The 13,247-nt window shown below is 65.4% G+C and carries 14 protein-coding genes; 9 read left to right on the plus strand and 5 right to left on the minus strand.

The window, feature by feature from the left end; genetic code table 11:
* Positions 1–140 precede the first annotated feature (140 nt).
* Both ISP20_RS01240 and ISP20_RS01245 read left to right on the plus strand, forming a co-directional pair.
* Entirely contained in the window at positions 141–632 is a 492-nt protein-coding gene (locus ISP20_RS01240) for a hypothetical protein (protein WP_204634237.1), read from the plus strand.
* The gene (locus tag ISP20_RS01245; RefSeq protein WP_204634238.1) at positions 625–1,116 is read left to right on the plus strand and encodes an SRPBCC domain-containing protein; all 492 of its coding nucleotides are present in this window, start codon (positions 625–627) and stop codon (positions 1,114–1,116) included. Before ISP20_RS01240 ends, ISP20_RS01245 begins: the two co-directional genes overlap by 8 nt.
* A gap of 255 nt (positions 1,117–1,371) precedes the next feature.
* Here the strand turns inward: ISP20_RS01245 and ISP20_RS01250 are convergent, their stop codons facing one another.
* On the minus strand, positions 1,372–2,256 hold the full coding sequence (locus ISP20_RS01250) for a LysR family transcriptional regulator (protein ID WP_239535152.1): 885 nt from the start codon (positions 2,254–2,256) through the stop codon (positions 1,372–1,374).
* Between the two features lie 91 nt (positions 2,257–2,347).
* On the opposite strand from ISP20_RS01250, the gene ISP20_RS01255 reads away from it, so the two are divergent.
* Positions 2,348–3,343 carry a zinc-dependent alcohol dehydrogenase family protein gene (locus tag ISP20_RS01255; protein WP_338030951.1) on the plus strand — a complete coding sequence of 332 codons (996 nt, stop codon included), beginning with the start codon at positions 2,348–2,350 and terminating at the stop codon, positions 3,341–3,343.
* Between the two features lie 51 nt (positions 3,344–3,394).
* On the opposite strand, the gene ISP20_RS01260 is transcribed toward ISP20_RS01255, so the two are convergent.
* On the minus strand, positions 3,395–3,670 hold the full coding sequence (locus ISP20_RS01260) for a hypothetical protein (protein WP_204634239.1): 276 nt from the start codon (positions 3,668–3,670) through the stop codon (positions 3,395–3,397).
* Positions 3,671–4,051: 381 nt separating this feature from the next.
* Here ISP20_RS01260 and ISP20_RS01265 point away from each other — a divergent pair, with 381 nt between their 5' ends.
* The 3 genes from ISP20_RS01265 to ISP20_RS01275 all read left to right on the plus strand — a co-directional run bounded on the left by ISP20_RS01265 (position 4,052) and on the right by ISP20_RS01275 (position 7,137).
* Positions 4,052–4,888 carry an SAM-dependent methyltransferase gene (locus ISP20_RS01265; RefSeq protein WP_204634240.1) on the plus strand — a complete coding sequence of 279 codons (837 nt, stop codon included), beginning with the start codon at positions 4,052–4,054 and terminating at the stop codon, positions 4,886–4,888.
* A gap of 170 nt (positions 4,889–5,058) precedes the next feature.
* Positions 5,059–5,352 (plus strand): hypothetical protein, encoded by a 294-nt coding sequence (locus ISP20_RS01270; protein ID WP_204634241.1) that lies wholly within the window; start codon positions 5,059–5,061, stop codon positions 5,350–5,352.
* A 9-nt stretch (positions 5,353–5,361) separates the two neighbouring features.
* A complete protein-coding gene (locus tag ISP20_RS01275) occupies positions 5,362–7,137 on the plus strand; it encodes a tetratricopeptide repeat-containing diguanylate cyclase (RefSeq protein WP_204634242.1) in 1,776 nt (591 codons plus the stop codon).
* Between the two features lie 8 nt (positions 7,138–7,145).
* Here ISP20_RS01275 and ISP20_RS01280 read toward each other — a convergent pair whose 3' ends face one another.
* Complete coding sequence (locus ISP20_RS01280; protein WP_204634243.1) at positions 7,146–8,096, minus strand: Dyp-type peroxidase; 951 nt, start codon at positions 8,094–8,096, stop codon at positions 7,146–7,148.
* A 179-nt stretch (positions 8,097–8,275) separates the two neighbouring features.
* On the opposite strand from ISP20_RS01280, the gene ISP20_RS01285 reads away from it, so the two are divergent.
* Positions 8,276–8,689: a VOC family protein gene (locus tag ISP20_RS01285; protein WP_204634244.1), complete on the plus strand. Its 414-nt coding sequence runs from the start codon at positions 8,276–8,278 to the stop codon at positions 8,687–8,689.
* Between the two features lie 48 nt (positions 8,690–8,737).
* On the opposite strand, the gene ISP20_RS01290 is transcribed toward ISP20_RS01285, so the two are convergent.
* Positions 8,738–9,448, minus strand: coding sequence for a DUF899 family protein (locus tag ISP20_RS01290; protein ID WP_204634245.1), 711 nt, complete (start codon positions 9,446–9,448; stop codon positions 8,738–8,740).
* Between the two features lie 191 nt (positions 9,449–9,639).
* On the opposite strand from ISP20_RS01290, the gene ISP20_RS01295 reads away from it, so the two are divergent.
* Positions 9,640–10,092: a GyrI-like domain-containing protein gene (locus tag ISP20_RS01295; protein ID WP_204634246.1), complete on the plus strand. Its 453-nt coding sequence runs from the start codon at positions 9,640–9,642 to the stop codon at positions 10,090–10,092.
* 4 nt (positions 10,093–10,096) lie between these two features.
* Here ISP20_RS01295 and ISP20_RS01300 read toward each other — a convergent pair whose 3' ends face one another.
* Complete coding sequence (locus tag ISP20_RS01300; protein WP_204634247.1) at positions 10,097–10,711, minus strand: hypothetical protein; 615 nt, start codon at positions 10,709–10,711, stop codon at positions 10,097–10,099.
* Between the two features lie 222 nt (positions 10,712–10,933).
* On the opposite strand from ISP20_RS01300, the gene ISP20_RS01305 reads away from it, so the two are divergent.
* Positions 10,934–13,240: a transferrin receptor-like dimerization domain-containing protein gene (locus ISP20_RS01305; protein WP_204634248.1), complete on the plus strand. Its 2,307-nt coding sequence runs from the start codon at positions 10,934–10,936 to the stop codon at positions 13,238–13,240.
* The last annotated feature ends 7 nt before the right edge of the window (positions 13,241–13,247 follow it).

Here is a 13,247-nt window from a genome sequence, read left to right on the forward strand (position 1 = left end):
GCAGAAAAGCATGCGCCGTACCGTTCAGCGGTTTCGAACGGTCCGCTGGTCGAAATCACGTTTCGGTTGTGTCGGAGGCGCCCTAGTTTTGGCCTGCTGTCCTTGAAGGCGCAGCCCTTTCCCTTCGCATCGGATACGACATGAAACCGACCGTCCACATTCCCATGAGTGTCATTCTCCAGGCGACCGCGATCGCCGGTGTGCTGGATCTGCTTTCCGCCTTCGTCTACGCCTTGCTCGAAGGACGCAACGCGTTGATCGTGCCGATCGGCATCGCCTCGGCCATCTGGCCGGGTGCGAAGAGTTCGCCCGGTGCAGCCATCGTGGTCGGCGTGCTGCTGCACTTCGCCATCATGCTGGTGATGGTGTACGTGTTCGCGCTGGCCGTCCGCTTCTGGTCGAAGCTCGCGTCGCAGCCCGTGCTTGCCGGCGCCGCCTATGGGCTGCTGCTGTGGGCGACGATGTACCTGGTGGTGCTACCGCTGCGCTGGCCCACGGTGTTTCCGCACTTCACCGGCACCGGCGTGATGGAACAGATGTTCAGTCATGTGGTGCTGGTCGGCATGCCGGTGGCGTGGCTGATCGGCAACTCGGCGAAGGCCGCTTGCCTGGGCGTACCGGCTCATGAGTGAGCCGGTGTTTATCCAGACCAGCGACCGTTACTCGATGACCTGCTGCGTGCGCATGGCCATTTTTGCGCCGCAGGAGGTGATCTGGTGGGTGCTCACCGATGCGCAGGGGTTCTCGCAGTGGAACTCGACGGTGGAACGCATCGACGGCGATATCCGCGAAGGCGAGCGTCTTGGGCTGCGTGTGCCTGGCGTCGAGCGGGTGTTCACGCCAAGGGTGTCGCAGGTGCAGGCGCCGCGGCGCATGGTGTGGAGCGATGGCCTGCGTTTCGTCTTCCGGGGCGTGCGCCGTTTCGAGCTGCGCCCGCTGGACGACGGCGCGATCGAGTTCAGCATGCAGGAGCGTTTTTCCGGCCTGGTGTTTGCGCTGCTGAGAAAGACCATGCCGGATTTCCAGCCGATCTTCGAGGCCTATGCGCGGGACCTGTGCCGGGAGAGCGAACGCGTCAACGAGCGCATGGCCTCGCGCTCCTCGCGAACCGCTTGAGCACCTCGCCGCCAAATGGGAGAGCGCACTCGTGCGCGACCGCGGAGTCGCGCCGCTGCCTCTGTACCGGCTTGTCGCGGCTAAGGCCGCTCCCACAAAAGCCCATGGCATGAGCAGCCGGCTCACCGCCTTTGTGGGAGCGCGCTTGCGCGCGACCGCGGAGTCGCGCCGCTGCCTCTGTACCGGCTTGTCGCGGCCAAGGCCGCTCCCACAGAAGGCCGCTCCCACGGGAGGCTGCTGTCGTGGAAGCTTGCTCTACGCGAGCCGTTCGATCACCAGATCGAGCAGGGCGCGCAGGCGCGCGAGTCGGCGCAGGTCGCGGTGATAGCCGATCCAGGTGTCGCGCGGCGGCGGATCTTCTTTCATCGGCAGGCGCTCGATGCCCTGGGTGGCGTCGCCCAGCGGTCGCGGCAATACGGCCAGCCCCACGCCCTGGGCGCACAGGCGCGCGTGCACGTCGCGCGCGTTGCTGCGAAACGCCACCGTGGCGTGGGGAAACTGGGCCTGCAGCCAGGCGACGTCCGGCATGTCGCCGAAGGCCTGGTCCATGGTGATCAGCGATGCGCCCTTGCCATCGCCCGGCTTCGGCCGGCGCGCGCCTTTCTTCAGATAGACCGCATAAGGCATGCGCAGCAGTTTGCGCGAGACCACGTCGGGCTCTTCGAAAGGCTTGATGCGGAAGGCGAGGTCGGCCTCGCGGCGGGCCAGGCTGAGGAAGCGCGTATCGGTGAGCAGTTCCAGCGTGACGCGCGGATGCTCGCGCGAAAACTCCGCCAGCACCGGGGTCAGCACATGGCTGCCGAACCAGTCCGACGAAGTGATGCGCAGCAGGCCGTCGAGTTCCTGTTGCTGGCCGGCCAGTGTGCGCTCGAAGGCGAGCACTTCCTGCTCCATGCGCTCGGCGTGCTGGCACACCACCGCGCCTTCCTCGGTCAGCACGAAGCCGTCGCTGGTGCGCTGGAACAGGGTCTGGCCCAGCGAAGCCTCCAGGGCCCGCAGTCGCCGGCCCATGGTGGGCTGGGTTTGCCCGAGCGTGCGGGCCGCTGCGCCCAGCGTGCCTTCGCGGGCGATGGCGAGAAAGATGCGCAGGTCGCTCCATTCCATCGTGGATGCCTTGGATTTGCCGGTCGGCCATGTCATGCATTTATGCATGGAAAGAATGCATTTTATTTAGTTTTCATGCAATTGGTACTGGCGTACCTTGTGTGCATTCCAAAACGAGGAAGTCGCCGTGAACGCTCAAGCTTCGATGCAAGCCGCCGTGCTCGAACAGCATGGCAAGGTCTTTCGCCGCACCGCCGTGGCGCGGCCGCTGGCCGGCCCGGGGCAGGTGCTGGTGCGTGTGATGGCCAGCGGGGTGAATCCGCTCGATCTGAAGATCCGCGAAGGCAAGGCCGACCATGCGCGGCATCCGCTGCCGGCCATTCTCGGCATCGATCTGGCCGGCGTGGTGGAGAGCGTCGGGCCGGGCGTCAGCACGTTCCGCGTCGGCGACGAGGTGTACGGCATGACCGGTGGCGTGGGCGGCATCCAGGGTTCGCTGGCCGAGTACGCCGCCGTGGACGCGCGCCTGCTGGCGCCCAAACCTGCCCACTTCAGCATGCGCGAGGCGGCCTCATTGCCGCTGGCGTTCATCACCGCGTGGGAAGGGCTGGTGGATCGCGCCCAGGTAAGGGCGGGCCAGACCGTACTGGTGCAGGGCGCCGGTGGCGTCGGTAATGCCGTCATCCAGCTGGCGGCGGCGTTTGGCGCCAGGGTGTTCGCCGTGGATGGCGCAGCCAAGGCGCAGGATATCGGCCGCTGGGGCGCGACGCCGATCGATCGCACGACTTCGGTTGAACGCTACGTTGACGAACACACCGGCGGCCTGGGCTTCGAGCTGGTCTACGACAGCGTGGGCGGCGCGGGACTGGATGCATCGTTCCAGGCGGTCAGGCGCTTCGGCCATGTGGTGAGTGCGTTGGGCTGGGGCACGCACGCGCTGGCACCGCTGTCGTTTCGCGCAGGCACTTATTCGGGCGTGTTCACGCTGTTGCCGCTGTTGACGGGCGAGGGGCGCGAACACCATGGCGAGATCCTGCGCGAGGTCACGCGCTTGGCCGAGGCGGGCAAGATCACCCCGTTCGTGGATGCCCACCGCTTCGATCTCGACAGCGTGGCCGACGCTCACGCCTTGATCGAACAGCGCGAAGCACGCGGCAAGGTGGTGATCGAGATCGCGAAATAAAGAAGGCCGGCGCACCGGCGCCGGCCTTCGAGTGAAGCCCGCAGCGAGGGATTACTCCTCGCCGTCTTCTTCCTCTTCTTCCTCGCCTTCGTCTTCGAAGGTTTCCAGTTCTTCGACGCGCAGGAAATTCGGCGCCGAGTCGGCAAAGCTGATCTGCTTGCCGTTCACCAGCATCGGGCGCACGTCGCGGCGCGTGCCGCCGCCCTGGGTGGATTCCACCAGCGCGAAGCAGACCAGCGCTTCCGCGCTTTCGTCGCCACTCTCGTCGAACACGGCAACCCAGCCGGTGGCGGGCATGATCTGGATGATGATTTCTTGTGAGGACATGGCACTTCCAGTTTGGCGAAACGGAGAAGCTTGCCGGGTGCCCCACGGGACTGCAAGCAATGCTGTCCGGACGCAATGCCGTTGCGGTTCCGGCGGGATGGGCGCCTGCCGGGCCGGGCGGCCGGATCGCGGTGCAGACGCAAAATCATCGCGCTTTCGATAGTCCGGCCGTTGTAGGCCGCGCGAGGGCGCACCCTTGGACGAATATCGAGCAAACGTTGTAAACGCTTTCTGTCCGCCCCGCCTTGTGTGACGCCACGCAGGAAGGTCAGGCGCTTACGTACTGAGGCTGCCGCATCCGCTTGCAGGCATGCCTGACCTTCTGTTTGTCATATGTCTCTTGACGTGCGCAGACCCCTGAAATTGCCCTACTATCAAGCGATGACAAATCCTGAGACTCAGCCCACAAAAGCCACGCCGCGCGGAAGCCTGGCCTGCGTCGGCCTGGGCATGACCCTGGGCTCGCACCTCACCCCGCTGGCGCGCAGTCATATCGCGCAGGCGGACGTGGTGTTTGCGGGTCTTTCCGACGGCATCGTGGAGATGTGGCTGCAGCGCATGCATCCGGACGTGCGCAGCCTCCAGTCCTACTACCAGGAAGGCAAGTCGCGGCTCACCACCTATCGCCAGTGGGTCGAGCTGATGATGGCCGAGGTGCGTGCCGGCAAGCGCGTCTGCGGCGTGTTCTACGGGCATCCGGGCATCTTCGCCTGGGCGCCGCACAAGGTGATCGAGGCGGCCCGCGCCGAAGGTTACGCCGCGCACATGGAGCCGGGCATTTCCGCCGAGGACTGCCTCTACGCCGATCTGGGGATCGACCCCGGCCGTTTCGGCTGCCAGCATTTCGAGGCGAGCCAGCTCCTGCTGTTCGAGCGCCGCATCGATCCCACCGGCTACCTGGTGCTATGGCAGGTCGGGCTGGTCGGCGATCGTTCGCTGGCGCGCTTCCAGACCGGGCCGGCCTATCGCCAGGTGCTGGTGGAACTGCTGAGCGAACACTATCCGCTGGACCACGAGGTGATCGTCTACCGCGCGGCCACGCTGCCGATCCAGCAGCCCGGCATCCGGCGCGTCGCCTTGCGGGATCTGCCCAACATCGAGTTGCCGGCCGAGGAAACCGTGATCCTGCCTCCGGCCGAAACGCTCAAACCCAACCTCGCCATCCAGGCAAGGCTGGCTGCGCTGGACGCGCAGGAAAAAGCCGGCATGCCGGCGTAAGGCGGTACAGTTGAAGCACGCCGCGGGGGAGAGGCCCGCAGCGTTCACGGCAACGGTCGAACAGCGATGGCGAACGTCATCATGTTTCAGCAAGCTGGTGCCGCAAGACAAGGTTGGCAAGTACCGAACACGATGGCGGAACATCACCGGAACACACTTGGGGGAAATGTATGACTGACACGATGGATTGGCTCGAAGCCATTGGCCAGGACGCCACGCTGCGTCACGCACCGGCCGACGAATTGAACAGCACGCTCGAGGCCGCGGAAGCGTCCGAAGCGTTGATGGCCGCGGTGGCCTCGGGCGACAGCTCGTGGCTGGCGCAGGAGTTCGGCAAGCGGGTCATGCACGTGACCCAGAGCTCGCAGACGTTCCCCGAGGGCGACGAGCCCGAGCGCGAGGACGAAGGGGAGCCGCTGGATCCCGCCGAGCCCCAGAAGGGCGCGGCTTCGCCGAAAGGCTAGGCAGCCGACATGCCGCAACGGTGGCGTCGTTACTGGCCATGGCTCGCCTCGGCGGGCCTGGCCTTGTGCGTACTGGCCGAGGCGGTTCATGCAGCGCCGGAGATCGCCGATCCCGGCGCGTTCCTCGAACAGACCGAGCGTGTGCGCACCAGCGACCACCCGCGGTTCGTGCTCATGCTGGAGCAGATGCGCAGCGAGGCGCCGCAGCTGACCTCCGGTCAGCGCTGGTATCTGCGCTATCTGGAAGCCTGGCAGACGGCCTTCGAGGGCGATGCCCCCAAGGCCAACAGCATGCTGCGCGATGTCATCGATCATTCCGGCGACATCACGCTGAAGGCCAAGGCCTCCGCCTTGCTCATGCACAACCTGGGCATCAGCAATCACTACGAAGAAGCCTTCACCCTCGCCAATCAACTGGCCTCGGAGCTGCCGGAGGTCACCGACAAGCTGACCCGCTTCACGGTGCTGGCCAATCTCTCGCAGCTGATGGTCTACGCCGGGCAGACCGATCTGGCGATCAAGTACGCCAGGATGATGGAGGACACGCTGCCGCCGGGCGAAACCCTGTGCAACCCGTTGTCGATGGAGCTCAGCGCGCTCGACAAGAGCAACCGGCTCACCTCGTCCAGCCCGATGCTGCAGGAAGGCATCGACACCTGCCTGGCCGCCGGGCAGCCGGTGTTCGCCAACACCTTGCGGCTGATCAAGAGCAGCCTCTACTTGAACGAAGGGCAGCCGACCAAGGCGCTGGATCTGCTCAAGCGCATTCTTCCCAGCATCACCGCCAGCCGCTACTACTCGCACATGCGCGGCGTGCAGGAGCAACTCGCGCTCACCTACGAAAAGCTCGGCGAAGACAACAACGCGCGCAAGGCGGCCCTCGCCGTGCTGGCCATGAGCGAGCCGGACGAAATCAGCGAATGGCTGCGCGAAACCTACGACCTGCTTTACCGGATCGAGAAGAAGCGCGGCAACCTCAACGCCACGCTGACCTACTACGAACTCTACGCGGCGCAGGACAAGGGCTACCTCGACGACATCAGCGCAAGGTCGCTGGCCTATGCCGCCGTGCAGCAGCACGTGCTGGCGCAAAAGCTGGAAACCGAGGGACTGAGCAAGCAGAACAGCATCCTGCGCCTGCAGCAGGCACTGGATACCAAGGCCGTCGAAACCAGCCGCCTGTACATCATCTTGCTGTTGCTGGTGCTGGTCTCGATCTTCTTCTGGCTGCTGAGGATCAAGCGCTCGCAGCTGCGCTTCAAGATGCTTTCCCACCACGACGGCCTCACCGGCATCTTCAATCACCAGCATTTCGTGAGCGAAGCCGAACGCACGCTGCGTGGGCTGGAAAAGCGCCAGGGCAGCGCCTGCCTGATCTCCATCGACCTGGATCACTTCAAGCAGATCAACGACACGCACGGCCACGCCACCGGCGACGTCGTGCTCAAGCACACCGTGGCGTTGTGCCAGCGCCAGCTGCGTCCCACCGATCTGTTTGGACGTCTGGGTGGCGAGGAGTTTGGCATCCTGTTGCCCGAGTGCACGCTCGACCAGGGCATGGCCATCGCCGACCGCATCCGCACGGCCATCGAGGCGACGCCGGTCAATGGCGAGGGCGGCCTGGTCGCGTTCTCCGCCAGCATCGGGCTGGCGTCCACCGACACCTCCGGCTACGAACTGCAACACCTGCGCAAGGAGGCCGACGCCGCGCTCTATCGCGCCAAGCGTACCGGGCGCAATCGCGTCATGTCCGACACCGAAAGCGAGGGCCTGGTGAAGGCCTGAGCTGGTTGCTAAGCCGTTGAACCCTGGGCCGGGACCGGTACGTTCTCGAGGAAGCTCGCCGATGGCACGAAGAACAGCGAACCGGTGACGGCGGTGCTGAAGTCGAGCAGGCGATCGTAATTGCCGGGCGGCTGTCCCACGAACATGTTGGTGAGCATCTGCTCGATGCGTGCAGGAGACCGTGCGTAGCCGATGAAATAGGTGCCGAACTCGCCTTTGCCCACCTCGCCGAACGGCATGTTGTCGCGCACGATTTCCAGCGCCTGGCCGTTTTCCTCGATGCTGGTGAGCACGTTGTGCGCATAGGGCGCCTTGGCATCGTCGTCCAGTTCGATATCCGAGAGCTTTCTGCGGCCGATGATGGTTTCCTGCCGCTCGACCGGCAGCGCGTTCCAGGCCGTCAGGTCGTGCAGGTACTTCTGCACGATCACGTAGCTGCCGCCGGTGAACGCCGGGTCTTCGTCGCCGATGATGGTGGCATCCATGGCGTCCTGATCCACCGGGTTTTCGGTACCGTCGACGAAGCCCAGCAGATCGCGTTCGTCGAAATACTTGAAGCCATGCACTTCGTCGACCGCGGTCGCCACCTCGCCGATGCGGCACATGATCTGCGTGGCCAGTTCAAAGCACAGGTCCATGTGCGTGGCGCGGATATGGAAAAGGATGTCGCCCGGCGTGGAGACCGCGTGGTGCACGCCCTTGATCTCGCGAAATGGATGCAGTTCGGCCGGCCGCGGTTGGCCAAACAGCGAATCCCACGCCGCCGATCCGAAGCCCATCACGCAGGAAAGCCGCCGGTCGGGATTGCGAAAGCCGATCGCCCGCAACAGCGACGGCAAGTCGCCGCAGAGCGCACGCACCGCATCGCCGCAGCGCGGATCGGGCTTCAGCGTCACCACCAGGAAGATGGCTGCATGGGTCAGCCGGGCAGCCACGGGTTGCGTCACGATGGAAGGCACGGATCGCTCCTGGTGGTTGAAGAGGGCAGGCCGAGGGTACACAGCCTATGTCGCCTGCGGCCTTCCTGTCGATCCACGCGGCACTCGTTCGTCATGCTCATGAACACCGGGCTGAAACACCGACGAAGGCATGCTTCCCTGAAACGCGTGCTGATCCCCCACTCGCAGGAGTAGCTCCCATGCAATTCATTCCCTATCTCGATTTCGACGGCCAGGCGCGGGAGGCGTTCGATTTCTACGCCAAGGCGTTCCAGGGCAAGATCACCGCGCGCATGACCTACGGCGAATCGCCGATGGCCGCGCAGATGCCGCCGGAGACCCATGGCCGGGTGATGCATTCGAAGCTGGAGACACCCGGCAGCGGCATCCTGATGGGCGCCGACGGCCCGCCCCATAGCGCCAGCACCAAGGGCTGCGTGAACGTGACCGTCGACGATCCGGCCGAAGCCGAGCGCGTGTTCAAGGCCTTGTCCGAAGGCGGCAAGGTCGACATGCCGATCGACGAAACCTTCTGGGCCCACCGCTTCGGCATGCTCACCGATCGCTACGGCAAGTCCTGGATGGTCAATTGCCTGAAGACGCCCGGCGCGTGAGCCGGGCCATGCGACGGGCCACCATCAGGCGGCCCGTCGCATCGGTCGTCAGGTGCCGTAATCGAGCTTCGGATACCAGTTGCCGCCGCGGCCTTCGGGCACGCAGTCGAGAATGGTCCAGATCGGCATCAGGTCGGGCGCGCCACGCGGGTCCTGGCCGGGATCGGCGGTTTCCGTGCCCATTTCACCCGCCCAGAACAGGCGGATGTGGCCATCGCGACGGGTGAACACGCAGAACGCGGGATCGTCGCCGCCATCGGGGGCGATGGCGTGGTAGTCGCGGCTGAATTCGCCGTTGAGGTCCGAATACAGCGGCAGGTCGCGCCAACCGCGCTCCCGCTTGAAGGCGAGCAGGCGTTCGATCGGCGAGCGGGCAATCACGGCCAGTGCCACGCGCTGCTGGATATCGGCCGCTTCGCCGTTCCAGGCGCTCAGCAGCGAGGTGCACATGGGGCAGGGGCGTTCGCGCTGCGGACCGAACATGTAGTTGTAGGTGACCAGGGTCTGCTTGTCGCCGAACAGCCCGGCGAGATCGAGCGGGCCGTGTTCGCCCGCGAAGCGGTAGTCGCCTTTCGCTTCCGGCCCGGGCGGCAGGTCGCGCCGCTGTTCGGCGACGCGTTCGATGTGTCGGCGCAGTTCGATTTCTTCGGCCAGCAATTCGTCGCGGGCGCGACGGTAGGCCTGGCTTTCGCCGGCGAACCGTACGCCGTTGCGCTTGACCAGTTCGGCCACGGGGACCAGGGCGGGGGCTTGCGTCATGGTGGACAACCTCAGCGTCATGGGGGAGGGACGCGCGCTCCGCCGCGAGAGGCGAATGCCGCGTCTACTCTCTCGACGAACGGGCACCTGGCATATCGACATCCCGCAAGTGGCCACTTTCACCCTGTTGTCACATCCGCCCATTGCCGTAGTCTTGGGGCTCGTTCAACGTTTCCGCCAGGACGAAAGCCATGGATCACCGGATCGTGTCGCTGCCTGCCTTTACCGTCGTCGGACTGGAATACATTGCCCGTAGCCCGAACGGTATCGGCCCGTTGTGGGAGCGCTTCCTGCCACGGGAGCAGGAAGTGGCGCCGAACGTGGAACCCGGCGTGGCCTATGGCGTGTGCGCAGCGCTGCCGGACGGCATGCTGCGTTATGTGGCGGGCTTGTCGGTGGCGGACGATGCGGCGCTGCCCGAGGGGATGGTGAAGTTCCAGGTGCCCGCCCAGAAGTACGGCGTGTTCACCCACCGCGGCGTGGCCAGGCAAATCGGCGAGACCATCCAGACCATCCACACGCGCCTGCTGCCCAAGCTGGGTTTGCGCGCGCAGGCGGGCGTGGGCTTCGAACGTTACGACGAACGCTTCGTGGCGCCGGACGATCCGTCCTCGGAAACCGATCTGTACATTCCGGTGGAATAGACGTTCAGGCGGCCAATTGGGCGCGCGGCAACGCGGCGAACGCGTCGTTGAGGGTGCTGCTTATCTGCGCGGCCAGTCCGGCATAGTCGGAGGCGCGGGGCATGCGGGCACGCTTGGCGGCGCCGTCCAGCAGGTCGACCTGGCCGCTCGCATCGGCGGCGCAGGCGTACACACAGGCGCGGGGCGCGTCGAGGAATACGCGCATTTCCACGCGCACCGCCGCATCCAGCGGGATGCTGCCATCGGGCTCGATCAGGATGGACAACGAGCGGTTGCCGCGGCGGCGCAGCAGACGCAGGCACTCCTCCAGTTCGATCACCAGATGATGGCCTTCGGGCAGCTCCAGGTCGCGGTAGAACACCGCATCCATTTCGAACGCCGCCTTGCGCACCTCGTTCTCGATGCGGCCCAGAAAGCCCACACGCAAGTCGTGCCGCGTGTAGTGAATGGGCATGGTGGACACCTGCACGTCGTTCTTGCGCACCAGGGTGGAGTGATTGATGCGCGTGAAGCTCAGGCCTGCCGCCTCGTAGCTCTGCTTGGCGTTGGCACCGCTGATGCCGGCGAACGCGGCCCATGCGGCTTTGAGATACGCGATGTTCGGCGCCGTTTGCAGCATACGTGTCCCGCCTTGGAGGGGTTGGTGGTGGCGCGGTCTTGCGGCGCCATGGGGGTTATCGGCGCCGGGCGGTCGAACTTCAGTGGTTTTTCCCGCCATGCATGACCTTTGTCCTAGACGGTCGCCACCGGGCACAGGGTATAAGTGCCACGACAGCCTTGAATGTCGTCGCGGCGAGAGATCGCGACATGCCTCTACGCACCACCGCTGGGGAGAGAATGCATGACCCGTTTGACGATACGGCCGCTGCTGGCGGCCTGCCTGCTGGCTTCCATGGGCAGCGCACTGGCCGCTGATGAACACGCCCCCGAGCAGGGCATGCTCGGCTTCAGTGCCAGCGGTGCCGCCGCGCAGAAGAGCCTGGAGCAGCGCTTCGATGCCTTGCTCGATCCGGCCGACCAGCGCGAATGGCTCAAGCAGATGTCCGCCGCACCCAACCAGGTCGGCTCGCCGCACGACAAGGCGAACGCAGAGTTCATGCTGGCCAAGTTCAAGGAGTGGGGCTGGGATGCCCATATCGAAACCTTCAACGTGCTCTATCCCACGCCGAAGAAAGTCGCGCTGGAGCTGAAGGGGCCGCACCCGTATACCGCCAAGCTGCATGAGCCCGCGGTGGCAGGCGATGCCAGCTCGGCGATCAAGACCGACGTGCTGCCGCCGTACAACGTCTACGGAGGCGATGGCGACGTCAGTGCGCCGCTGGTCTACGTGAACTACGGTATGCCGGACGACTACAAGGATCTGGCCCGCCGCGGCATCGACGTGCGCGGCAAGATCGTCATCGCGCGCTACGGCGGCGGCTGGCGCGGCCTCAAGCCCAAGCTGGCGCAGCAGCACGGCGCCGTGGGTTGCCTGATCTATTCCGATCCGCACGACGACGGCTACGCCCAGGGCGACACCTATGCGCAGGGCGGCTGGCGTCCGGAAGATGGCGTGCAGCGCGGCTCGGTGGCCGACATGCAGCAGTATCCCGGCGATCCGCTCACGCCCGGCTACGGTTCCACCGCCGATGCGAAGCGTCTCGATCTGAAGGACGCCAAGACCATCCTGAAGATTCCGGTCTTGCCGATCTCCTATGCCGATGCCACGCCGCTGCTGAAATCGCTCACCGGTCCGGTGGCGCCGGGTGGCTGGCGCGGTTCGCTGCCAATCACTTATCACATCGGACCCAGCGCAGCGCCGGTGCATTTGACCGTGCTGTCGGACTGGGGCCAGAAGCCGGTGTACGACGTGATCGCCACGCTCAAGGGTGCCACCGAACCCGATCGTTGGATCGTGCGCGGCAACCATCACGACGGTTGGGTCTTCGGCGCGTGGGATCCGCTGGCCGGCAACGTGGCCCTGCTGGCCGAAGCCAAGGCCATCGGCACGCTGTACAAGCAGGGCTGGCGCCCGCAGCGCACGTTGGTCTACGCGAGCTGGGATGGCGAAGAGGCCGGCCTGCTCGGTTCCACCGAATGGGCCGAAACGCATGGCGACGAGTTGAAGCAGAAGGCCGTGCTTTATCTCAACTCCGATACCAACGGCCGCGGTTTCCTCGAAGCCGGTGGCAGCCACTCCTACCAGCACCTGGTGAACCAGGTGGCCGAGGGCGTGACCGATCCGGAAACCAAGGGCAGCGTGCTGGAACGCCGGCGTGCGCATGTGATGGTTGCCGGCAATGCCAAGGACGCCAAGCCCGAAGCCAAGGAATTCGCCAAGCTCGCCGCTGCCGGTGGCGACGTGCCGATCGAGGCGCTGGGTTCGGGCTCCGACTACAGCACGTTCCTCGAACATCTGGGCATCGCCTCGCTCGACCTCGGCTTCAGCGGCGAGGACGACCAGGACGGCATCTATCACTCGGCCTACGATACGTTCGAGCACTACGTGCGCTTCGGCGATCCGGACTTCCAGTACGGCGTGGCGTTGTCGAAAGTGGCCGGCCACATCGTGTTGCGCACGGCCGGCGCCAGCGTGTTGCCGATGCGCTTCAACGACTTCAGCGATACCTTCGATCGCTACGTCGAGGAGTTGCACAAGCTGGTGGGCGATACGCGCAAGGACACCGAGCAACAGCATCAATTGCTCGACAAACACGCGTACGCACTCACCTCCGATCCCACCCGGCCCTTGCTGCCGCCCGAGCGCGATTCGGACGTGCCGGACATCAAGCTCGCGCCGCTCGACGATGCCGCCAGGAAACTGAAGAAGAGCGCGCAGGCGTTCGAGGCGGCCTACAGCCAGCGTGCCGCCAGCGATTTCAATCTGCCGGCCGCGCAGCTGCAGCAGATCAACGCGCTGATGGGGCAGATGGAACAATCGCTCACCAGCGCGGCCGGCCTGCCGGAGCGGCCCTGGTTCAAGCACATGGTGTATGCGCCGGGCATGCTCACCGGCTATGGCGTGAAGACCGTGCCGGGCGTGCGCGAGGCGATCGAAGGACGCCGCTGGGACGAGGCGAACCAGTACGCACAGGTCACCGCGAAGACGCTCGACGGCTACCGCGAACAGCTGGACAAGCTCACCGCGCTGCTGAAGAAATCCTCGTAGCGCGGCT

The sequence above is a fragment of the Dyella kyungheensis genome (assembly GCF_016905005.1).
Taxonomy (GTDB): domain Bacteria; phylum Pseudomonadota; class Gammaproteobacteria; order Xanthomonadales; family Rhodanobacteraceae; genus Dyella; species Dyella kyungheensis.

Bases quoted from the DNA above. Each gene is read 5' to 3' on its own strand.
- ISP20_RS01270 (WP_204634241.1), top strand. From the start codon at position 5,059: ATGACTGACACGATGGATTGGCTCGAAGCCATTGGCCAGGACGCCACG.
- ISP20_RS01285 (WP_204634244.1), top strand. From the start codon at position 8,276: ATGCAATTCATTCCCTATCTCGATTTCGACGGCCAGGCGCGGGAGGCG.
- ISP20_RS01260 (WP_204634239.1), bottom strand. From the start codon at position 3,670: ATGTCCTCACAAGAAATCATCATCCAGATCATGCCCGCCACCGGCTGG.
- ISP20_RS01240 (WP_204634237.1), top strand. From the start codon at position 141: ATGAAACCGACCGTCCACATTCCCATGAGTGTCATTCTCCAGGCGACC.
- ISP20_RS01265 (WP_204634240.1), top strand. From the start codon at position 4,052: ATGACAAATCCTGAGACTCAGCCCACAAAAGCCACGCCGCGCGGAAGC.
- ISP20_RS01250 (WP_239535152.1), bottom strand. From the start codon at position 2,256: ATGACATGGCCGACCGGCAAATCCAAGGCATCCACGATGGAATGGAGC.
- ISP20_RS01305 (WP_204634248.1), top strand. From the start codon at position 10,934: ATGACCCGTTTGACGATACGGCCGCTGCTGGCGGCCTGCCTGCTGGCT.
- ISP20_RS01295 (WP_204634246.1), top strand. From the start codon at position 9,640: ATGGATCACCGGATCGTGTCGCTGCCTGCCTTTACCGTCGTCGGACTG.
- ISP20_RS01300 (WP_204634247.1), bottom strand. From the start codon at position 10,711: ATGCTGCAAACGGCGCCGAACATCGCGTATCTCAAAGCCGCATGGGCC.
- ISP20_RS01275 (WP_204634242.1), top strand. From the start codon at position 5,362: ATGCCGCAACGGTGGCGTCGTTACTGGCCATGGCTCGCCTCGGCGGGC.
- ISP20_RS01245 (WP_204634238.1), top strand. From the start codon at position 625: ATGAGTGAGCCGGTGTTTATCCAGACCAGCGACCGTTACTCGATGACC.
- ISP20_RS01290 (WP_204634245.1), bottom strand. From the start codon at position 9,448: ATGACGCAAGCCCCCGCCCTGGTCCCCGTGGCCGAACTGGTCAAGCGC.